This window comes from Streptomyces sp. NPDC051677, assembly GCF_044453465.1.
Classification (GTDB): Bacteria; Actinomycetota; Actinomycetes; order Streptomycetales; family Streptomycetaceae; genus Streptomyces.
The window spans coordinates 273216-296294 of the sequence record NZ_JBITCT010000006.1; the positions used below are offsets into that span (position 1 = coordinate 273216).

General features: G+C 74.2%; 6 protein-coding genes. 3 read left to right on the forward strand and 3 right to left on the reverse strand.

Going from position 1 to position 23079, the window contains the following annotated elements; translation table 11 throughout:
* Positions 1–6 precede the first annotated feature (6 nt).
* The gene (locus ACIBAF_RS09835; RefSeq protein WP_399462628.1) at positions 7–6324 is read right to left on the reverse strand and encodes an SDR family NAD(P)-dependent oxidoreductase; all 6318 of its coding nucleotides are present in this window, start codon (positions 6322–6324) and stop codon (positions 7–9) included.
* 43 nt (positions 6325–6367) lie between these two features.
* Positions 6368–7999: a PfaD family polyunsaturated fatty acid/polyketide biosynthesis protein gene (locus tag ACIBAF_RS09840; protein WP_399462629.1), complete on the reverse strand. Its 1632-nt coding sequence runs from the start codon at positions 7997–7999 to the stop codon at positions 6368–6370.
* Positions 8000–8144: 145 nt separating this feature from the next.
* On the opposite strand from ACIBAF_RS09840, the gene fabD reads away from it, so the two are divergent.
* Both fabD and ACIBAF_RS09850 read left to right on the forward strand, forming a co-directional pair.
* Positions 8145–15503: an ACP S-malonyltransferase gene (gene fabD, locus ACIBAF_RS09845; protein WP_399462630.1), complete on the forward strand. Its 7359-nt coding sequence runs from the start codon at positions 8145–8147 to the stop codon at positions 15501–15503.
* Positions 15500–20077: a beta-ketoacyl synthase N-terminal-like domain-containing protein gene (locus ACIBAF_RS09850; RefSeq protein WP_399462631.1), complete on the forward strand. Its 4578-nt coding sequence runs from the start codon at positions 15500–15502 to the stop codon at positions 20075–20077. The genes fabD and ACIBAF_RS09850 overlap by 4 nt, the downstream gene beginning before the upstream one ends.
* A gap of 42 nt (positions 20078–20119) precedes the next feature.
* Here the strand turns inward: ACIBAF_RS09850 and ACIBAF_RS09855 are convergent, their stop codons facing one another.
* Positions 20120–21694, reverse strand: coding sequence for a bifunctional 3-(3-hydroxy-phenyl)propionate/3-hydroxycinnamic acid hydroxylase (locus tag ACIBAF_RS09855; protein ID WP_399462632.1), 1575 nt, complete (start codon positions 21692–21694; stop codon positions 20120–20122).
* A 198-nt stretch (positions 21695–21892) separates the two neighbouring features.
* Between ACIBAF_RS09855 and ACIBAF_RS09860 the strand changes: the two genes are divergently transcribed.
* A complete protein-coding gene (locus ACIBAF_RS09860) occupies positions 21893–22933 on the forward strand; it encodes an amidohydrolase family protein (protein WP_399462633.1) in 1041 nt (346 codons plus the stop codon).
* Positions 22934–23079 lie beyond the last annotated feature (146 nt).

Sequence of the window (23079 nt, forward strand, 5' to 3'; positions counted from 1 at the left end):
ACAAGCTCACTTTCGGCTGGGGCGTGCCACCAACTGCACGCCGGTCAACTCGGCCACGGTCGCGCCCCGGGGGTCGGACAGCCGTACGTCGCACTCCGCCTGCTCGTCGGCCACCGGGCCCGGGGTGACGACGGCCAGCAGATCCCGGCCGAGGGCACCGGCGCGGTGCAGGCGCACCTCGCCGACGCCCATGGGCAGGGTGGCCCGGCCGAGGACGCGCCGGGCCCACAGGACCGCGAGCTGGAGTGCGCCGTCCACGGCCGCCGGGTCGGTGGCCCAGGGCTGTCGGGGATCCCAGCCGAGGGCCTCGAGACCGTCCAGTACGGCCCTGGCGCCGCCGGGGCCGAGGGTCTCGACGGCGCGCAGCATGCGGTAGCGGGGGCCGTGGAACAGCACCTCACCGTCGTAGATCCCGGAGGGCGGCAGGCCTGCGCCGTCCGGCGGGGGCGCGGATGCGGGCGCGGGGAGCGGGAGCCGGTCCTCGGCCACGGCCACGGCCCGGTAGTGCGGGCGGCCGGTCACCGCCTCCAGCGTCAGGCGCAGGCCGTTCTCGGCGCGGCTGCCGCGCACCCGGAGCGGGTACGGCCGGTGGTCCGACGGGTCGAGTACGACGCCGTTCAGCACGGTCAGCCCGTGCAGGACCGGTCCGCCGGACGGTCCCGGCGGCCCGGCGGCCCTGGCGAAGTACTCCACGGCACAGGCCAGCGGCAGCACCGGAGTGCCCCGCACGACGTGGTCCTCGGTGTAGGGGAATCCGCTGCGCGGCACCACGACGTCCGCGAGATGACGCTCCCGGAGGGTCGGCGGCGTCCCGGCGGCCGGGGCGGCCGGCGCGGGGAGCGCGATGCGGTCCGCGTCCGGCACCAGCAGGAGCCGGTCCGCGTGCTGCGCAGGTCCGCAGGGTCCGGCGGTCAGTTCGGCGGTGAAGGCGCCGGCCCCCGTCGCCGGGTCGATGAGCGGTACGCCCGCCTCCTCGAAGCGCCGCGAGAGAGCGGCGCCGACCATGCCGCCGCGCCACGGGCCCCAGCCGAGCGCCGTGGCGCGCAGTCCGGGCCGCGCCGCGCGGGCGGCGGAGACGAGGTGGTGGAGTGTCTCGTTGGCCATGGCGTAGTCGCACTGGCCGGTGTTTCCGGTATGGGCGACGACGGAGGAGAACACACACAGCAGGCGGAGCGGATCCTGGGCGACGGCCTCCAGCAGGACGCGCAGCGTCTCCACCTTGGTGTCGTAGACGGCGGCGAACTCCGCGTCCGTCTTCTGCGCGATCGGACGGTCCGCGAGCACCCCGGCGCCGTGCACGACCCCGGTCACCGGTCCCCAGACCGCCCGTGCCCGGTCCAGCGCGGCCCGTACGCCGGTGGCATCGCGGCCGTCCACGGCCTCGTAGCGGACCCGGGCTCCGGCCTGCTCCAGCCGCTGCACCGTGTCGCGTACCTCGCGGGCCGCGAGTACCCGGCGGGCGCGGGCGCCCACCTCGGCCAGGGGCGGCGGACGGTCGCAAGCCGGCCCGCCGTGCGCCAGCAGGGCGTGCTTGACCGCCGCTTCACCGGCCGCCTCGCGCAGCCAGGCGGGCTCGTCGGCGAGCGGGGTGCGGCCCAGCAGGAGCAGACGGGGGCGGCGGGCGCGGGCCAGTTCGACGAGGCACGCGGCGGTGATCCCCCGGCCGCCTCCGGTGACCACGAGGTGCTCGGCCGGGTGCGCGGCCGGCTCAGCGTCCGGGGCGGCCGGGAGGCTGCCGGGACGCCGTCCGAGCCGAACCCGGCCGCCGTCGGCCCGCAGCCCGACGTCGGTCTGGGCGCTGCCGTGCAGCAGCTCGGCGGCGAGGAGCCTTGCGACCTCGGCCGCCGGACGGCCGGCGCGTTCGACGTCGATCGCCTTGACCGTCGCGTGCGGCCACTCGCAGGCGGCGGTCCGGGCGAGGCCCGCGATGCCGCCCAGGTCGGCCCGGTCGCCGCTGCCGCCGCTCAGTCCGAAATCACCCCCGGTGTCCTGGACGGTGACGAGGACGCCTCCGTCCGCCGCCAGTCGGGGGGCGAGAGCCCGCGCGGTACGGAAGGCGGCCTCGGCCGCCTGCCGGGCCTGGGACGCGGGGCGCAGTCCCTCCAGGCAGACCACGGCCCTGGCGTCCGGGGGGAGTTCCCCGCGGACCCGGTCCGCGGTCAGCCCCCAGCGCCTCAGTTCGGCGGCGAGTTCCTCGGCGACGCCTGCGCCGTCATCGGTGATGAGGACCGGCCCGCCGGACAGGCCGGGCAGCGCCAGGCCCGGTGCGGGAGCGGGGCTGACGTGCACGACGAGCCGTGCGAGGCCGCTGGAGACCGACGGCGCGAAGCCGTCGGCCGGGCCCTGTAACGACGGCAGCTGCCCGGCGCCGGTGACCTGGTCCAGTGCTTCCCTGACCTGACCGAGCGTACGCAGCTTGATCACCTCGCCCGGGTCGAGCGGCGGGAGGGAGGGAATCGCGTTGCGGATCGCGGCAAGGATCTGTACCCGCTTGATCGAGTCGATGCCCAGGTCCATCTCCATGTCCATCTCCTCGTTGAGGACGTCCATGGGATAGCCGGTGAGTTCCGCGACGGCGCCGAGCAGGACGGCGCGGGTGTCGACTTCGGGAGCGGGGCCGAGGGCGGGGCCGGGGGCGGCGGCCGGAGTGTCCGGGAGCGGCGGAGAGGCCGGTGCCGGGATTGGCGGGGTGTCCGCCGTGGCGGACGGCGGCTTCATGACCTGGGGTGCAGGGCGCATGATCTCAGGTGCGGCCGCGGGATCGGCGGCCACCGCGGCAGGCGCCACCGGGGGAACGGACCCCCACTGCGAGGCGGCCGCAGCGGGCGCCTCCGACCACGCCACGGGCGCCGGACGCATGATCTCCGGCGCGGCCGCGGGGACCTCGGCCACCGCGGCAGGCGCTGCCGGGGAAGCAGGCCCCGGGAAACCCACCGGCGAGGCAACGGAAGCGGGCGCCTCCGACCACGCCGCGGGCGCTGGACGCATGGCCCCGGGGACGGCGGGCGCCACCGGGTTGGCGGGCGCCGGGAAAACGGACCCGACCGGCGCGGCTGCGGGAGCGGGCGGCTGCGCCCAGGCGACACCGGCGGGCTGCGGCGGCCATGTCACGGGCGCGGGAGCCGGTTCGGGGGTCCAGGGCCCGGTGACGGGCGGGGGCGGCCAGGCCTGCGCGGGCGCCCACGTCGTCCACGCCGACGGGCCGGGCACCCACCCGGAGGGTCCCGGCATCCAGGCGGGCGGGCCGGGCGGCGGCCACGGACCGGGGGCGGGCGGTGCGGGTGTCCAGGCCGCGCCGGGCTGCCCGTGCTGGAGGGCGTGCTGGACGGCCGTTGCCGCCTCCAGCGCGTGCAGGCAACCCGCGACCGCCTGCTGGAGGGCGGCGGCCGACTCCGTCAGCCGCCGCTGCGCTTCTCTCATCGGATCGGTCCAGGCGGCGGGCAAGGCGGCGGCCTGGACCGCCGGCACAGCCGGGGCCTGCGGGGGGTGGTTGGCCCCCGTGATCTGCACGGTCATCCTCTTCTTGGTCCTTTCCGGTTTCTGTTCGCGTCCGGCATGGGAGTCGGCCGGCGGCGGGACGTCGCGCCACAGCGAGCCGAAGTCGACCGGCACGCCGTGCACGGCGAGTGTTCCCAGCGCCGTCTGGAGGGTGGTGAAGCCGTCCTCGCCGGGCCGGTCCAGACAGACGGCGAGGTGCGCACGGTCGCCGAGGGTCCGCCCGACCAGGCCGGTCAGTACGCTGCCCGCCCCGATCTCCACGAACGTGCGGACCCCTCGGGCGTACAGGGCGTCGATCTGTTCGGTGAAGCGCACCGGCGACACCAGGTGTTCGGCGAGCCGGTCGGCGATGACCTCGGTGTCCGCCGGGTAGACGTCGGCGCGGGCGTTGGAGTACACGTCGAGCCGCGGCGCCCGCAGGCGGGTCTGTGCCAGTACCTCGCGAAAGCGCGGTACGGCGGTCGCCACCAGCGGGGTGTGGAAGGCCCCGGCGGTGACCAGTCGGCGCACGCTGATCCCGGCGGCACCGAACGCCCGCTCCGCCCGGGCGAGTCCGTCGAGCGTGCCGGAGACGACGACCTGGTCCGGGGCGTTGTCGTTGGCGAGCCACACCTCGGGCAACTGGTGCCGGTCGAGCACCGCGCGCGCCTGTGGGTGGCCGCACTGCACGGCCGTCATCCCGCCGGGGGCGGTTGCCGCGTCGCGGAGCAGTTCGCCGCGGGAGCGGGCCAGGGACAGCAGCTCCGTCGCGGTGAGGACACCGGCGGTGTGCAGGGCGACCAGTTCGCCGAAGCTGTGTCCGGCGGCGCAGTCGGGTCGTACGCCGGTCTCGGCCAGGACCGCCAGTTGGGCGAGGCACTGCGCGGCGAGGGCGGGCTGTGCCCACTCGGTGGCCGTGAGCCGGTCGCGCTGCGCGTCCCGCTCCTCCTCGGTGTGCGCGGGCGGCGGGAAGACCACGCGGTGCAGTGGTTCCGCTCCCTCGGGGCGCCAGTCGGCGAGGGAGTCCCAGGTGTCCATCGCGATGGGGCAGTCCAGTGCCAGGCCGGCGCCCATGCCCACGTACTGGCTGCCCTGCCCGGAGAAGAGGAAGGCCGTCGGCGCGCTGCGCGCGGGGGTGCAGACGTAGCGGCTGCCGTCGGGGAGATGGAAGGGCCGGCGGGGTGCGCCCAGGACGCGTTCGGCGGCGGCCAGCAGCCTGTGGCGCAGTTCGGCGCCGTGCGCGGCGGTCACCATGAGGCGGTACGGGGCGTCGGACCGGAACTCCCGCTGGGACCGGTGGGCGAGGGCGGCCGGGGCGTCGGTGGCCGCGGCGGCCGTCCGGAGCCGGTCGGCGACCTCCTCGGCGCTCGGGGCGGAGCACAGGAACAGTTCCGTCCGTGCGGTGCGCACCCGTGGCGCGGGGCTGCGCGGACGGCCCTCGGGCGTGTACTCCTCCACCGTGGCGTGGAAGTTGCTGCCGCCGAAGCCGAAGCTGGAGACGGACGCGCGGCGGGGCGTGCCCGGAGCGTGCACCCAGGGCCGTAGTTCGGTGTTGAGGTAGAAGGGGCTGCCGGCCAGGGGCAGCCGGGGGCTCGGGCGGTCCACTTTGATGGTGGGCGGATACGTCCGGTGGCGCAGGGCGAGTACGGCCTTGAGCAGGCCGGCCGCCCCGGCGGCGGCCTTGGTGTGCCCGATCTGCGACTTGACCGAGCCGAGCGCGCACCACCCCGTGTCCTTACGGCCGGCCTCCCCGAAGACCTGCGCGAGCCCGCCGAACTCCGCGGCGTCCCCGGCGAGGGTGCCGGTGCCGTGGCCTTCGACCAGTTCCACGGTCTCCGGGCCATAGCCCGCCTGTTCGTAGGCCCGTCGCAGGGCCCGCGCCTGTCCGGTGGAGACGGGGGCGTAGACGGCCGAGCCCTTGCCGTCCGAGGAGGAGCCGATGCCGCGGAGCACGGCGTGGATCCGGTCGCCGTCCGCCTCGGCGTCCGCCAGCCGCTTCAACGCGAACAGCACCAGGCCCTCGCCGAGCATGGTGCCGTCGGCGGAGGCGGCGAAGGGACGGCAGTCGCCGGTGCGGGACAGCGCCGGGGTCTTGCTGAAACAGACGTACATCAGCGGGTCGTTGAAGGTGTCGACGCCGCCGGTGATCACCATGTCGCAGCGGCCGAGCGCGAGTTCGCCGACGGCCGCCGACAGCGCCCCGAGGGCCGACGCGCAGGCCGCGTCGACGGCGTAGTTCGGACCGCGCAGGTCGAAGCGGTTGGCGATGCGGCCGGGCACGACGTTGCTGAGCAGGCCGGGGAAGGTGGCCTCCTGCCAGGGCGCGAAGCGGCCGGAGATGAGGTCGGCGGCGCGCTCGGCGGTGTCCGGGGCGATGCCCGCCTCGCGCATGCCGCGCAGCCACGCGGGACGACCGAGCCGGGTGCCCATCTGGACCAGCAGGGGCAGGACGCTCGTGCCGATCACCACGCCGGTCCGGTCGCCGGACAGCCGTGCGGGGTCGCCGTCGGTGACGTCGTCGAGCAGTCGGCGGACGAGGAGCAGGGACAGCAGTTGGGTGGTGTCGGTCGCCTCGATCTGGTTGGGCGGGATGCCGAACGCCAGCGGGTCGAACTCGACCGGGTCGAGGAAGGCGCCGCGCCGGGCGTAGGTCTTGTCCTGTACGGCCGGATCGGGGTCGTGGTGGTCGTCGGGGTTCCAGTGCGTCGGGGGCACGTCGCGCATCAGGTCGCGGCCGGTGACCACGTTGCGCCAGAACTCGTCGGGGCCGGCCGCCCCGGGGAGCAGCGCGGACAGTCCGACGATGGCGATGTCGAGGCGTTTCGGCCCCGTGCCGGAGGAGGGCATGGAGATGGAGAGAGCCTTGCCGTGAGAAGCGGACAGAACCGGCTCAGGCCAGTGGCCTGGGAGCGAAGGAGAAGGCGCTGTCGGGCACGGGCAGCCCGAGGCCGCGCAGTTGGTGTGCGCGGGTCAGCACGGTGGCGCCTTCCAGGAGGTTGCGGGCGATCTGCACGACCGTGCGCTGTGCGGGATCGGCGAGGAAACTCTCCGCCGCCCAGTGGTTGAAGGCGCCGAGTGCGGGTCCGCACCACAGCTGGTAGTCGATGCTGCGCCCGGTGTCTCCGGTGACGGCCCAGCCGGAGGACCGGCCGAGGTACCAGCGGAAGAGCAGCGCCATACGGTGCTTGGGGTCGGTCGCCGCACGCTGAAGCTGTCCGGGTTCGCGGTCGCCCCAGAAGCGTGCTGTCTCGGCCCAGATCTCGGCCACGCCGGCGCGCAGGATGTCACGTTCGAGTACGGCGCGCTCGGCGGCGGGCAGCGCCTCCAGGCTGTCGTAGGTGCGGTACAGGTCGTAGAGCTTCAGCGCGCGCACGCCGAACATGCTGCCCCTGCGCAGGACCTGGACCTTGACTCCGAGTTCGAACATGTCGGCGGCGGGAGCCATGATCACATCGGTGAGGTCGGCCGCGGCGAGCATGCGTTTGGCCTCGTCGGAGATCCCGGCCTCCCGCGCGGTCTGGTTGACCGAGCCGGTGACGACGTAGGCCGCTCCCAGGGCGAAGGCCGCCGCCACCGACTGCGGCGTGCCGAGGCCGCCCGCCGCGCCCACGCGGACCGCTTCGGGATGGTCGCAGCGCTGCTGGATCCTCTCGCGCAGCGCGAGGACGCGCGGCAGCAGGGAGATCAGCGGCCGGTTGTCGGTGTGGCCGCCGCTGTCGCCCTCGACGGTGATGTCCTGAGCCACGGGCACCCGGGCGGCGAGCGCCGCCTCCTCGTGGCTGAGCTGCCCGCGCTCGACCAGCGCGGTCAGCAGGGCGGGAGGTGCGGGGGACATGAAGGCGGCCGCGGTCTCGGGGCGGGAGACCTTCGCGAAGAGGTGGGTCCGGCGGACGACGTGTCCCGCCCGGTCGGTGCGCAGTCCGGCGGCCGAGCAGCGGACGACGGCGGGGGTCAGTTCCATGAAGGCGGAGGCGCTGATCCGGCGGACGTTGCGGGCCAGCAGGAGGTCCGCCGTCCGCTCCTCCAGTGCGGGTTCGCCCGGGGTGTGGATGAGGTTGACGCCCCAGGGCTGGTCGTGGGTCAGCGCACCGGCCAGGTCGGCCGTCGCGGCCTCGATCCGCTCCAGGGGCAGGCCGGCCGCGCCGAAGAAGCCGAGCATGTGGGACCGGGCCAGGTCCCTCACCATCGCGGTGGTGGAGATTCCGTTGGCCATCTCACCGGCGACATAGGGATAGCGCACCCCGTGCGCGGAGGTGAAACGCTGGTCGCCGAGCCACTCCGGATACGTTCCCGGCAGCTCGCCGATGACGTCGAGCCCTGCGGCGAGGCCCTGGACGACGTCCGCCGAGGGCAGCGCTCCGCGCCGTCCGTCGGTACGCCCGCGGAGCAGAGTGACGGGAATCCTGGGTGTCCGAGCGAGACGTGCCACGGATTCGGGCGCGAAGGGACGGCCGGTCACCGATTCCTCGGCGCTGTGGCGGTCCCGGGAACACGTCGGATCATCCGCTGACACGGTACTCATAGAAGAATGCCCCACCATTCAAGGATCGTCATCGAGCAGACAGGGAGACGCAGCGGAGGAAAGCACGCAGAAAAAACTGAACACTGGGAGCCTAGAGGTCCGCGCGGCCGTAATTGATCATTCTTCGCGGCAAGCACTCGACCGGATGAACCCGCCCGCCCGCTTGTCGAATTACCCTCATACGACAATCCGTTCGGCGTCCACGGCGGGGGCGAACCTCACCTCACCCAGTGACATTCCCCCACGCTTGGCCTATATACAGCCCCGGCCGCGTACCTTTTGCGGAGTGATCGCAATTCTTTTCCCCGGACAAGGGGCCCAGCGCCTCGGCATGGGTGCGCAATTCTTCGGGCGTTACCCGGAACTGACCGCCGAGGCCGGTGACGTCCTGGGTTACGCGATCGACCGGCTCTGTCTGGACGACCCCGACGGGCTGCTGGGGAAGACCAGGTGGACCCAGCCCGCGCTCTACGTGGTGAACGCCCTCGCCCACCGCGCCTGGCGGGAAGAGCACGGAAACTCCCCGGATTTCGCCGCCGGTCACAGTCTGGGCGAGTACAACGCCCTGGAGGCGGCGGGCGTCCTCGGCTTCGCAGCCGGTCTGCACCTGGTGGCCCGGCGGGCCGAACTGATGTCCCGGGCCCCCGAGGGCGCCATGTCCGTCGTGGTGGGACTGGAGGAGGAGCGGGTCGCCGCGGTGCTCCGGGACACCGGGCTGGACGACGTCGACATCGCCAACCACAACACGCCGACGCAGTTCGTCATCTCCGGTCCCGCGCGGAGCCTGGCCCGCGCGGAGTCCCACTTCAACCGTGCCGGCGCCCGCCTGTACTCCCGGCTCGACGTCAGCGGGCCCTTCCACTCCCGCTATATGCGCGAGGCGGGGCGAGAGTTCGCCGCCCATGTGCGGTCGGCCGCTCTCGGCGCGCCGCGGTTCCCGGTCGTCTCCAACGTCACGGCGCTGCCGCACGGCGCCGACCCGACCGACGACCTGGTGCGGCAGCTCTCGTCGCCCGTGCGGTGGACCCAGTCCATCCGCTACCTGCTCGCGGCGGGCGTGGAGAACTTCCGGCAGGTCGGAGTCGGCAAAGCCCTGGACTCGATGGTGCGTGACATCCGCGCCACCGCGCCCGCGCGGCCCGCGAACGCCGCCGGGCCGCTGGCCGCCCGCGTGGAGCGGGAGCTGCTGCTGCGGGTGCGGGAGGTACTGCGCGCCGACGGTCCGGGGCCCGCGCCGGACGAGGACCTCGGGACCCACGGCATGGGCCTGGCCGCCTTGGTCGACCTCTGCGCCGAACTGTGCGAGGCACTCGGACTCGATGTGCCACCGGCGATCCTCTTCCAACACCGCACGGTGCGGGATCTCGCCGCACACCTCGTCGGCACGTACGGCGAGCGGCTGGCGGCGCGGTACGGCGAGGACGCCGACGCGGCGCACCGGTCCGCCGCCGGCCCCAAGGCCCCGGCGCCGAGGCTCTCGCCCACCGAACGCCCGGTGCACGCCCCCACCGTGTCCGAGCACAGGCCCCATCCCGAACCCATCGCCGTCGTCGGCATGAGCGGGATGCTGCCCGGCGCCGACGACCTCGACCAGTTCTGGCGGAACCTGATGGCAGGCCAGGACGTCATCCGCCGTGTCCCCGAAGCCCGCTGGGACTGGCGCGCGCCCTACGGGCGGCACGGCGACGACGACGCCGCGCACGTGCCCTGGGGGGCGTATCTGCGCGCCCCCGACGCCTTCGACTGCGCGTTCTTCGGCATCTCGCCGCAGGAAGCCGAGCTGATGGACCCGCAGCAGCGGCTGCTCCTCCAGACGGCTTGGCGGGCCACGGAAGACGCCGGTCACCGCCTCGACGGACCGGCCGCGCGCCGTACCGGGGTCTTCGTCGGGGCGAGCGCCATCGACTACGTCGAAGTGCTCACCGCCGCCGACTCCCTCAGGGCGCCGTATCTGGTGACAGGGCTCGCACACTCCCTGCTCGCCAACCGGATCTCCCACTTCATGGGCCTGAGCGGACCGAGCGAGGCCGTCGACACCGCCTGTTCGTCCTCTCTGGCCGCCCTGCACCGGGCGATGTCCAGCATCCGGCAGGGCGACTGCGACCAGGCACTCGTCGGCGCCGTCAACGTGATCGCGGGCCCGGGGACGTTCATCTCGCTGACGAAGGCCGGCATGCTCTCCCCGGACGGCCGGTGCAAGACTTTCGACGTACGGGCCGACGGCTATGTGCGCGGCGAGGGCGTGGTGGCCCTCCTCATCAAACCCCTGTCCCACGCGGAGCGCGACGGCGACCACATCCACGCCGTGCTGCGAGGCAGCGCCGTCAACCACAGCGGGCGGACGATCTCCCTCACGGCACCCGACCCGGACGCCCAGGCCGAGGTGATCGGCACGGCCTGGCGGGCCGCGGGGCTCGACCCGTCGACCGCCGGCCTGATCGAGGCGCACGGCACCGGCACCGCGCTGGGTGACCCGATCGAGATCGAGGGCCTGCGCAGGGCGTTCGGCAGGCTCTACGCCGACTGGGGCCTCCCGGAGCCCCGGCGGCGGCATCTGGCCGTCAGCGCCGTGAAGAGTCACATCGGGCACCTGGAACCCGCCGCCGGCCTGGCCGGGCTCGTGAGCGTGCTGCTGGCCATGCGCCACGGCACGCTGCCCCCGCTGGCCCATTTCCGGACACCGAACCCGCTCCTACGGCTCGACGGCAGCCCTCTGCGGCTGGTGACCGGCACCGAGCGGTGGGAGCGACCGAGGGACGCGCGGGGACGGCAGCTGCCCAGGCGGGCCGGCGTCAGCTCGTTCGGCTTCGGGGGCGCCAACGCGCACGTGGTCGTCGAGGAGTACGTCGAGGGAGACGTCGAACGGCGGCCCCCGCGCGCCCCGGCGGCCCCGCATACCGCCGGCGACCGGCTGGTGCCGCTGTCGGCCCGGGACGCGGACGGCCTGCGGGCCAGGGCCGAGCAACTGGCGGACTGGCTGGCGCGCCGCCCGGCGGACGAGTACTCCTTCGATGATCTCGTGGCCACCCTGCGCACGGGCCGCAGGCCCATGGAACACCGGCTCGCCGTGGCGGCGGCCGACGCGGCCGGACTGCGCGCTCGTCTCGAACGCTTCCTGCGCGACGGCCACACGGACGGCGTGTGGACCGGCGATGCCTGCGCGCCGACGACGCCGTCCCCCGACGACGACACGGCCGCCGTCGACGAGGCCCGTGTCCGCGCTCTGGCCGCCGCCTCGGACCTGGCCGGTCTGGCCCGGCTGTGGACCGCGGGCGCGGCGCTGGACTGGAGCCTGCTGCCACCGGCGGGGCCGCACCGCCGACTGCCCCTGCCCACCTACGCCTTCACGGAACGCAGTCTGTGGCCCCGTCCCGCCCGGCCGAACCCCACTGCCCCGACGGCCGGACCGGCGCCCGCCGAAGCACCCCCCGTGAAGCCCGCCGAAGCCGCGGCAGGGCGCCGGCACGACCGTGAGGGGATCGCCCGGCACCTGATCCAGGTCCTGACCGACACGCTCGGCTGGCGACCCGACGAGCTCGACGAGTACACCGGCTTCGACCGACTCGGCCTGGACTCCCTCGCGGTGCAGCAGATCCGGGTCCGGCTGGAGCGGACCTACGGGGACCTGCCCGCCACGCTCGTCTTCACCCACAAGAACGTCCGCAGCCTGTCCGCATACCTCGCCGGCCGCCGGGCCCCCGTCGGCCCGCCGCCGCCGGCCGGCGAACCGGCGCCCGCCGCCCGTCCTCCCGAGGAGGTCCGCGCCGGTGACATCGCGGTCATCGGGATGAGCGGCCGCTACCCCCGGGCCAGGTCCGTCGGCGAGTTCTGGCAGAACCTCGTGGCGGGACGCGACTGCGTCGACGAGATGCCGCTGGACCGGCCCGGTTTCCGGCAGTATGCGCAGGCGGCCCGGCAGCGGTACGGCGACGCCTGGCACCGCTGGGGCGGGTGGTTGGCGGACATCGACGCCTTCGACGCCCCGTTCTTCCGCCTCCCACCGCTCCAGGCACGCTACCTCGACCCGCAGCAGCGGCTGTTCCTGGAGATCGCCTGGGAGTGTGTGGAGGACGCCGGTCACACACCGGACACGCTGGCGGACCCCGCGGCGGGCGACCGGCGCGGCGCGGTGGGGGTGTTCGCGGGGGTGACGTTCAACAACTACCAGCTGTTCGGCTCGGCGGCACTGGAGCGCGGTGACTGGCTGGCGGTGGAGACACAGACCTTTTCGATCGCCAACCGCGTCTCGTATCTGATGAACCTCGGCGGCCCCAGTCTCACCGTCGACACCGCCTGCTCCTCCTCCCTGTACGCGGTGCATCTGGCCTGCGAGAGCATCCGGCGCGGCGAGTGCGCGGCCGCGATCGCCGGGGGTGTCAACCTGAGCCTGCACCCCGCGAAGTACATGACCCTCGCTGAGACGGGCTTCCTGGCCAGCGACGGCCGTTGCCGGGCGTTCGGGGAGGGCGGGGACGGCTATGTGCCCGCCGAGGCGGTCGGCGCCGTCCTGCTCAAGCCGCTCGCGCAGGCGCTGCGCGACGGCGACACGGTCCACGCGGTCATCAAGGGCTCCGCGGTCAACAGCGACGGCCGGACGTTCGGCTACGGCGTGCCCAACCCAGTGGCCCAGACGGAGGTGATCCGGGCGGCCCTGCGCTCCGCCGGCGTCGAGGCCGCGACCATCGGCGCTCTGGAGGCACACGGCACCGGCACCGCCCTCGGCGACCCGGTGGAGCTGCGCGGACTGTGCGACGCGTACGCCGATGTCACCGCCCGGCAGTCGTGCGCCATCGGGTCGGTCAAGTCCCTCATCGGGCATGCCGAGGCGGCGGCCGGGATCGCCCAGCTCACCAAGACCGTGCTTCAGCTCAAACACCGCCGGCTGGCCCCCACGCTGCTGCACTCCGCGCGTACCAACCCGGAGATCCCCTTCGAAAAGACCCCGTTCCGGGTGCAGTTGGAAGCCGCACCGTGGGAGGCCCAGTCCCCGGGCCGTCCCCGCCGGGCGGGTGTCAGCTCCTTCGGAGCCGGAGGTGTGAATGTGCACCTGATCATGGAGGAGGCCCCACAGGTGCCCCGCCCGGCGGTGGCGGAGCGACGGCACGTCCTGCTGCTCTCCGCGGCCGAGGCCGCCAACCTGCGCGAGTACGCCCTACGGTTGCGCGGTTTTCTGGCCGAGGCCGTCTCGTCCACGGAGCCGGACGACGGCGGTGCCGCGCTGCTCCTGGACACGGCCCACACCCTCCAGACGGGGCGGGTGCATCTGGCGCACCGCCTCGCCTTCACCGCCTCCCGTCCCCCCGAGGCGATCTCCCTGCTCGACGCCCATCTGGCCGGGGAGAGCACAGAACGCGTTCACACGGGTGTCGTACCACGGCAGGCTCCCTCCCCGTCCGGCGCCCGGAAACGGCCGCCCGCCGGGCAGGTCGCCGAGGAACTCGCCCGTACCTGGGTCACCGGAAGCGACTGGGACTGGGCGGCCCTCCACGACGGGCAGGCCGCACCCCCGCGCCGTGTCTCCCTGCCCACCTACCCCTTCAGCCGCCACCGCTACTGGCTCGGCACCGGCGCCGGCGGCGGGGCATCCGTGGACAGCGCCCCGCTGACGGCGGCCGACAGCGACGAGCGGGCGGGCGGGCTGCGCACCGCCCTGCGTGCCGCGCCGCCGAGCGAGCGGTTCGCGCTGCTGGCCGGGCGCCTGCGCACGGAACTGGGCCGGTTGCTCGCATACGACCCCGAAGAACCGCCCGACCTCGACACGGGTTTCTTCGATCTCGGCCTGGACTCGGTCCTCGCCGTCCGCCTCGGCACCCTGATCGAGGAGGAACTGGGCGTCGAACTGTATGCCACCGTCGCCTTCGACCACCCCTCGATCAGCGAACTGGCCGCCCATCTGCTCTCGCTGGTCGACCTCGACGCACCCGCCGCCCCCGGGGAGAGCAACCCGCCCCCGTGCCACCGGACCCTGCACTTCACGGCCGACTGGGAGCCGGAACCGGCTGCGCACCCGGGGCCGGAGGACTTCGGCGGCGTCTGGTCCTCGGGCGCGGTGGTCCTGGACACCGACGACACGGTCGCCCGGCTGCTCAGGGACCGGCTGCGCGCCAACGGCCGCGAGGCGCCTGTGGTCCTCGTCAGGCCGGGCGCGAAGTACGCCCGCGCGGGCGCCGAGGACTACCGCGTCCGGCCCGGCGACAACGAAGACTGGGACCGCCTGCTGGACAGCCTCGACGCGGACGGCACCCGCCCGCGCGTCTTCGTCCACCTGTGGACGGCCGCCGCGGCCGGGCACGACCCGCGGCGCCGCCTCGACCTCGGTTTCCGCTCCCTGTTCCGGCTGGCCCGCGGCCTGCTGCCGACGGCGCGGGAGACGACGGTCCGGGTGCTCCAGGTGGACGCCCATCCGACTGACCGGCCGGACCCGCTGGCCGAGGCCCTGGCGGGCTTCGCCCGCTCGCTGCGCCACGAGAACCCCCGCCTGCTGTACCAGGCGGTGGCGGTCGAAGCGGACGGCGACGGTGAGCGGCCGGACCCCGAGGACATCCTCCGTACCTGTACGGCGGAACTGCTCGGCTCCGGGCAGGAGGCCGAGGTCCGTCACCGGGGCGGGCTGCGCAGTGTGCGCCGCGTGCGTGAGCTGCCACCCGATGACGGCACCGACGGCGCCGCGTCCGCGCCGGGACTCGTCGACGGCGGCGTGTACGTCGTCACCGGCGGGGTGGGCGGACTCGGACTGCTCTTCGCCGAGCACCTCGCCCGGCGGGCTCCGGGCGCCCGGCTGGTGCTCAGCGGACGCTCCGAGCTGGGCCCCGAACGGTCCGCGGCCGTCCGGCGGATCGCCGACCTCGGTGCAGACGTGGAGTACGTGCGGGCGGACGTGGGCGACGAACGCGACGCCCGCCGCCTGATCGAACGCGTCCGCGACCGACACGGCGGGATCGACGGCGTCATCCACTCCGCGGGATGCGTCAAGGACGGTCTGCTGGCCGACAGGACGGGCCGGGAGGTGGACGCGGTGCTGTCGGGCAAGGTGCTCGGCGCCCTGCACCTCGATGACCTCACCCGCGACGACGACCTGGCCTTCTTCATGGCCTTCTCCTCGCTCACCGCGTTGATCGGCAACCCCGGGCAGACCGACTACGCGTACGCCAACCGCTTCCTGTGCGCGTTCGCCCGGCACCGGGAGCGGCTGCGGCTGGCCGGTGAACGCAAGGGCAGCAGCATCGCCGTGGTGTGGCCGTCCTGGAGGCACGGCGGCATGAAGGCCGACGCCGGGACGGAGGAGGCGCTGCTGGGCCGTCTGGGACTGGCCCTGCTGGAGACGCCCCAGGGCACCGCGGCCTTCGACCGGGCCCTGGCCCGCCAGGAGAGCGAGTTCGGCGTCCTGCACGCCGACCCGGCCCGGCTCAGCCGGGTGCTGGACGTCCTGCCTCCGCGCGGCACCAGGACCACCGACGACGTACACCGCGAACTCCACCGCGTACTGGAGGAACTCGGCCTGTGAGCAGCATCCCCACCGCACCCCGCCCGGAGCAGCGCCATTTGGTCCCGGGCCCGGACCACCTGCTCGAACGTTCGCTCCGCGCGATCCGCACCCTGCGCGGCGAGCTGGACCAGGAGCGCGCCCGCAGGGCCGAACCGATCGCCGTGACCGGACTGTCCTGCCGTTTCCCCGGCGGCGCGGACACCCCGGAGCGGTTCTGGAAGCTGCTGGACGACGGCCGGGACGCCGTGGGCCCGGTGCCCGTCGGCCGGTGGCCGGACCGGCCGTTCCCCTCCGGGCGGCACGGCCCGGCCCGATCGGCTCGCGGCGGGTTCCTCGACGAGGACGTCGACGCTTTCGACGCCGCGTTGTTCGGGGTGTCCAAGGGGGAGGCGGCGGCCATGGACCCGCAGCACAAGCTGCTCCTCGAGACCGTGTGGGAGGCCCTGGAACGGGCCGGGCTGCTCACCGGCCGCCCCGGCTCCGGCGGTGTCGGTGTGTTCGTGGGCGTCTCCGGTTCCGACCACGCGCGGGTGCCGGTGCGGCCCGAACACGTCGGGTCGTTCACCGCGATCGGAGCCGCGCCCAGCATGGCGGCGGGCCGGGTGGCGCACGCCCTGGGGCTGTACGGTCCGGCGCTCGCCGTGGACACCGCCTGCTCCTCGTCGTTGGTGGCGGTGCATCTGGCCGTGGAGAGCCTGCGCCGGGGCGAGTGCGACGCCGCGGTCGCCGCCGGGGTCAACGTGATGCTGTCCCCGGACGTGTTCGTCGTCCTCGACGAGATGCAGGCGCTCTCCCCGCACGGGCGCTGCCAGGTCTTCGACGCGTCGGCCGACGGATACGTGCGGGCGGAGGGCTGCGGCGCCGTCGCGCTGACGCGGTTGCCGGACGCGGTCGCGGCCCGGCTCCCGGTGCACGCCGTCATCCGCGCGTCGGCCGTCAACCACGACGGCGGCGCCGGTGGGCTCACCGTCCCCAACGGCCGGGCCCAGCGGGCGCTGCTGCGCGGGGCGCTGGCCGGCGCCGGGCTGACGGGTGACGCGGTCGGCTATCTGGAGGCCCACGGCACCGGGACACCGCTCGGCGATCCGATCGAGGTCGGTGCGGCGGCGGAGGTGCTGTGCGCGGACCGGCCGGAGGCACGGCCGCTGCGGCTCGGCGCGGTGAAGAGCAACATCGGCCATCTGGAGGCGGCGGCCGGAATCGCCGGTCTGATCAAGACGGTACTGGTGCTCCGGCACGGCCGGGTCCCGGCCAACCTGCACCTTCGAAAACCCAACCCCCGGCTGGGTGTGGAGCGGCTTCCCGTGATCCTGCCCCGGCGGCCCGAGCCGTGGCCGGCCGACGGCACGCCGAGGATCGCGGGCGTCAGCTCGTTCGGCTTCAGCGGGACCAACGCGCACGTGGTCCTGGAGGGCGCCGAGACGGCCGTACCGGCCCCGGGCCCGTCATCGGCGCGCTCGCAGGCCACACCACCGGCGGCCCGCCTGGTTCCGCTGTCCGCGGCCTCGCCCGCCGCGCTGGCGGCGCTGACCCGTCGTACGGCCGCCTGGGTGCGCGACCACCCGGGCGTCCGGCTCGCGGACCTCGCCCGCACCCTCGGCGCCCACCGCCGCCACTTCCGTCACCGGGCGGCGCTCGTCACCGACATCGAGGGCCCTGACCTCGCCGCTCTCCTCGACGGTCTGGCCGACCGGTGCGGTACGCCGTCGCCGTACTCCGGCTCCGTCCCGGGTGCGCGGCACATCGGGCTCTTCCTGGACGCCACACCCCGGCAGGCCGTGGCCTCGGCCACGGCCCTGCGGGTAGGTCACGGCACATTCCGCGCGCTCTTCGACGAGTGCGCCGATCAGCTGCGGCTGCCGGGCGGTGTCTTCCCCGCCCGCCTGCCGGAGTCCGCCGGAGCCCTCACCCCGCTCGCCGCCGACGCGGTGACCCTGGTGTTCCAGGTCGCGTTGAGCCGCCTGCTCGCGGACCGGGGCGTGCACGCCGCCGCCGTGGGCGGCTCCGGCGGCGCGGGTGACCTGGCCGCCGCGGTCGTCGCGGAGGCACTGGATCTCCCCACGGCCGGTGCGCTGCTGACGGCCCGGCACGGCGGGCCCGCGCCCGCCTCGGTGCGCTGCCGACCACCGGCCGTACGGCTGCTGCGCGGCGGCTGCGGCGAGACGATGCCCGGGGACCGCCTGGCGGATCCGGAGTTCTGGTGCGCTCCGGCGTCGCGGTCGGCGAAGGAGGCGTCAGCCTCCGCTCCCGGCCTGGCGGAGAGGGGGTACGCCCTGTTCATCGCGGTCGGCGGGCCGTCTCCCGAGCCCGCGCCCACGGGATCGTGGTGGCGCATCGCGCACGGGGACGACGTGGTGGGCGAACTGCTGGAGGGACTGGCCACGGCCTACCGGGCCGGTGTGGACCTCGACTGGGCCGCCGTACACGGCGAGGAGTCCACGGTCTGCCTGGACCTGCCGGCCTACCCGTTCCAGCGGCTGCGGCACGCGCCGCCGCCGGCGCGCGCCGAAGCGGTGACCGCCGAGGACCCGGCGACCCGCCGCCTGGGCGGGGCCACCGCACTGCGTGTGCTGTCCTCGCCCCTGGAGCAGGCCCAGTTCCGGACCACCCTCAGCCGGGCCGTGCTGCCGCAGCTAGCGGACACGGACGGCGTTCTCCACGTGGGCTATTACCAGGAGATGCTCGCGGCGGCCGCGACGGAACTCGACGGCACGACGGGACACGAACTGCGCGACGCGGAGTTCACCCACGCGCTGCACACCGACGGCCGGGCCCGCACTGTTCAGCTGACGCTCTCCCCCGGTTCGTCCGGCGACGGGCGCTCCTGCACCGTGCACAGCCTGGCCGACGGGGAGACGGAATGGACACTGCACCTGCGCGGCGGACTCGGCGCCCGCGGGACGGGGGCGGACCCGGCCACCCCCTGGGACGGGCCCGAGGGCCGGGACGAGTTCCTCGCCCGGCTGCCCGAACGGGTCGACGGCACACGGTTCTACGCGGACCTGCGGGCCCGGGGCCTGGCGCTCGGCCCGTCGGTGGAGTGGATCGAGGAGGCGTGGTACGGCGATGGTGAGGCCGTCGCCCGGCTGAGAGCCCCGGAGCCCGCCGGGACCGGCGGAGCGGACGGGCACGGCGGTGTGCTGCCGGTGCCGGCCGGCGTGTTCGACGCCTGCGCCCAGCTGTACGTCCTGGCCGCCGCAGACCGGCTCACCGCCGACGACGTGTTCCTCACCAGCCGTATCAGCCGATTCGCCCTGCTGGGGCGGCGGCCGCGGCGCGGCCCGCTGTGGGTGCGCCTCACCCTCGCCGACGAACCCAACGACGACACGCTGATCGCCGACTACCGCCTGTGGGACGACGCCGGGCACCTGGTGGCCGAGTGCGACGGAGCGGCGGTACGGCGCATCGACGCGGCCCGGCGCGCCCAGTGGCAGGCCGCCGCTGCCGAAGGCACTCCGGAGGGGCGGGGCCCGGCGCGTAGGGACGTCGTCGACCGTTTCCGCAAGGCGTCCGGCGAGCTTCGGCCGCACATCCTGGGCGCCTACCTCCGTCCCCTGCTGGAGGTCCCCGACGACACGGCCGCGCTCGGCCGTCCCCCGGGCCGCCCGCTCGCCGAGCTCGGCGTCGACTCCCTGCGCGGGCTGGAGCTGCGCGGCCGTCTGCGCACCGACCTGGGCGTGGAACCTCCGCTCGACGGCCTCCTGCACGGCACGACCGCCGACCTGGTGGGCACCCTCGCCGGTCTGCTGGCGGGGGACGCGCCGCCGCGTCCCGGCCGGGCGGTGTCGCACGAGCCCGCCCGGTGGCTGCGCCACGCCCGGCTGACCGACACGGCGCGGGTGCGGCTGTTCTGTCTGCCCTACGGCGGGCGCGGCGCGTCGCTCTTCCTGACCTGGCCCGACACGCTGCCGGACGACATCGACGTCTGCCCGTTGCAGTTGCCGGGCCGGGAGAACCGCCGCGACGAGGAGTGCGTCGAGGACGTCGACGAGATGCTCGACGCGCTGGAAGGGGTGGTACGTGCCCATGCCGACCGGCCGTTCGCGTTGTACGGGCACAGCGTCGGCGGTCTGCTGGCGTACCGTCTCGCCCGGCGGCTCGCCCCCACCCACGGCGACCGGCTGCGGCATCTCTTCGTCGCGGCCTTCAGCTGCCCGTCACGGGGCGCCAATCCGCTGCTGAGCCGGATCACCGGCGCCTGCCAGGAGCTGGGGCTGCCGGATCTGCCCACCGCGGCGGAGCTGCTGCGCCAACTGCGCGCTCGTCCCAAGGAGTTCCACAGCGCCCTCGCCGGTCGTCTCGGGGAGGACGTCGCCACCAGCCTGTGCGCGGCGGCGGAGCAGGCCCTCTTCGCGGACCTTCGGCTCGTCCACAGCTATCGGCACGACCCGGACGAGTCCCCGTTGCGGGTGCCCGTCACGGCGTTGCACGGGAAGGGCGACCCGATGGTGGCGGAGGACGACATGCGCGCCTGGGAACGGGTGACCGAAGGGCGATTCCGGCTGGAGGTCCTCTCCGGCGATCACTATTTCTGCCATCCCGACCAGTCCCTCGACCGGGTACTGAGGCTCATCAGGGAACGGATCCGCTGACGCCTGCCCGGGTCTTCCCCTTCCCCGGCCGCGCCCTGGTTCTCATCCGCCGCTCGTAGCGGTCGGGTGCTGGGCCGGGGCGAACCCGGGCGGAGGCGGTGGGAGCAGTGCGCCCCGGCGGGCGGCGGCATAGACGTAGGCGTCGGGGCGCAGCGCGAGGGTGGCAGCGCGGCGCCCGGCGAGCCAGGGCAGCAGAACCCCGTCGCTGTCGACGAGGGTGCCCCGCGCGGGGCTGGATCCGGCGGGTGTGACGGTGAGCGAGGGCACGTTCCACAGGGGCTGAGGGGTGGCGGTACGCGCGTGCAGCAGCAGCCAGCGGCCGCCGAGCGCGTCGTCCAGCCGTACGCGTGTCCCGTCGGGCGCGGTGACCCCGGGCTGGGGGATCTGGCGGCCGGACGCCCGGGTGCGCGGCCGGGCCTGGAGCCCGGCAGAGTACCGGGCGACCGGGATCCAGTGGGAGTCCTGAAGCCACTGGGCGAAGCCCGGCACGCGGTTGAGGACCGGGAGCACGCTGTCCCGCAGCCGGGTGAGCGCAGGCCGCCGTTCTGTGATGATCCGTCCCACGAACACCGCTCGCCTGGTGATCTCCTTGACATGCGGTTTGCGCTCGGCCTCGTAGCTGTCGAGGACCGTCTCGGGCAGCTCACCGCGCAGCACGGCCGCCAGCTTCCAGCACAGGTTGGCCACGTCGCGCACCCCGGCCGCCATGCCCTGTCCGATCCACGGCGGCATGGCGTGGGCGGCGTCACCGGCGAGAAAGACCCGGCCCGCCCGGAAGCGGGCGGCGAAACGGACATGATGGCTGTAGACCGTGGACCGCAGGATCCGGATGCTGTCGGGGTCGATGCCGTACCGCGTCACCAGAGCGAGTACGGCCTCGTCAGTGGTCAGATACGACTCGTCGTCGCCCGGCAGGACGGGGAACTCCCAGCGGTGGTGGCCGAGCGGGGTCGGGCAGTCGACCGCCGGACGGGCCGGGTCGCAGCGGAAGCGCAGCCGGTCGTGGCCCGGCCAGGGCCGGAGCATCTCGGTGTCGACGACCACCCAGCGGTCCTCGTACGTCCGCCCCTCGTACCCCACGTCGAGCCGTGCCCGGGTGGGGCTGGAGCCGCCGTCGGCCGCGATGACGTAGGCGGCCCGCAACCGGTGGACGGCGTCACCGGCGGTGGCGGTCAGCCCGACGCCCTCGGTGTCCTGCCGCAGTTCCACACACTCGTGCCCCAGCCGCACCTCGACGTTCGGATACCGTGCCACTCCCTCGCGCAGCACCGCCTCCAGCGCGGGCTGGTAGAGGAACATCTGCGGAGGATGACCGTGCCCGCGCGGGGTGGGACAGGCACGGATGAAGGACCGGCCACGGGCGTCGACGAAGTCCACCGGCCGGTCGGTCAGCATGTCCCGCTTCAGCCGTTCGGCCAGGTCCACGCGCTGCCAGACCCGCAGGACCTCCTCATCGGTGGAGATCGCCCGCGCCCGGGAGTACACCTCGGCGTCGCGCTCCAGCACGACGACTCTCAGGCCCGTCGCGCCCAGCAGGTTCGCGGCGCTCACACCCGTGGGGCCGTATCCGATCACTGCCACGTCATAGGCGCCGTTCCCGGCGCTCGTCTCCCTCACCAGGCCACCTTACTGACTTCTTTATGGTGGTTTTTCAGCTCAAGAAGTCTGGTCGCACCTCCCAAGGCCCGGCAGGAGAGCGGCATTTGCCTGTCGGTCGCCTGGTCCCGCACCGGATCGATGCCCGTGCCCTCCCCACCGACACCGCCGCACCGCCGGCACCCGCCTCGACCTGATCCCCGCACAGGAGGTCGCACCATGCCCGGCTCTTCCCGCCGTATCGACGTCCACCAGCATCTCCTCCCGCCCTTCTACCGCGACGCGCTCGCCAAGGCGGGCATCACCGGGGCGGGCGGTCGCGCGCTGCCCGACTGGAGTCCCGAGGCGGCGCTGGAGCTGATGGATCTGCTGGGCACCGCCACAGCCGTCGTGTCCGTCTCCACACCCGGCGCCGGGTTCCTCACCGACCCGGCCGAGGCCGGGGGCCTTGCTCGTCGGCTCAACGACTTCGCGGCGCTGCTACCGGCTGAACACCCGGGCCGTTTCGGCTGGTTCGCCACCTTGCCGATGCCCCATACGGCCGCCTCCGCCGTCGAGGCCGAGCGTGCGCTGGACGAACTGGGCGCCGACGGCGTCACCCTGCTGGCCAACCATCAGGGCGCCTATCTCGGCGCGGACGGCCAGGACACACTGTGGCGGACCCTGAACGACCGGAGGGCCGTCGTGTTCGTCCACCCGGCCGACCTCCCGGGGACACCCACCGTCGACGGCGTCCCGCCGTTCGCCGCGGACTTCCTCCTGGACACGACCCGGGCCGCCTATCTGCTCGTACGAGGCGGTGTCGTCCGCCGCTACCCCGACATCCGGTTCGTCCTCAGCCACGCGGGCGGCTTCCTGCCGTACGCCTCCCACCGCATGGCCGTCACCCTCGCCGGTGACACCGGCCGCAGCCCGCTGGACATCCTGGACGACTTCCGCACCTACTACTTCGACACGGCTCTCTCCGCCAGCCCCGCCGCCCTGCCCACCCTGCTCGCCTTCGCCCGTCCCGGGCACATCCTCTTCGGCAGCGACTGGCCGTTCGCGCCCGCACCCGCCGCCCAGTACTTCGCCACCGGCCTCGACACCGGCGTCGCCCCACCGATCCTGACGGCCGTCAACCACGCCAACGCCGAAGCCCTCTTCCCCCGCCTGGGCGCGACGCCCGTCCCGGCTCCCAGAACAGGGCTGCGTCTGGCCGCCCGCCAAGCCGCCGCCAGCCTTTTGTTCAAGCTGGTCCAGCCCGGCACCGATTCGTAACCGATTCACAAAGGAGCGGGATTACTGCCCTCTTCGACAGAAAACCCCCGCGCATTCATTCAGCTTTTCATATTTCGCGCACAGCGGGCCGAGTTCGACCGGCCATTTCCTGCCGCGGTCAGTGATAATGTGCCGATCTCCTATGC

Excerpts from the sequence above, each read along its gene's own strand:
- ACIBAF_RS09860 (WP_399462633.1), top strand. The coding sequence starts at position 21,893 with ATGCCCGGCTCTTCCCGCCGTATCGACGTCCACCAGCATCTCCTCCCG.
- ACIBAF_RS09840 (WP_399462629.1), bottom strand. The coding sequence starts at position 7,999 with ATGAGTACCGTGTCAGCGGATGATCCGACGTGTTCCCGGGACCGCCAC.
- ACIBAF_RS09835 (WP_399462628.1), bottom strand. The coding sequence starts at position 6,324 with ATGCCCTCCTCCGGCACGGGGCCGAAACGCCTCGACATCGCCATCGTC.
- fabD (WP_399462630.1), top strand. The coding sequence starts at position 8,145 with ATGAACCCGCCCGCCCGCTTGTCGAATTACCCTCATACGACAATCCGT.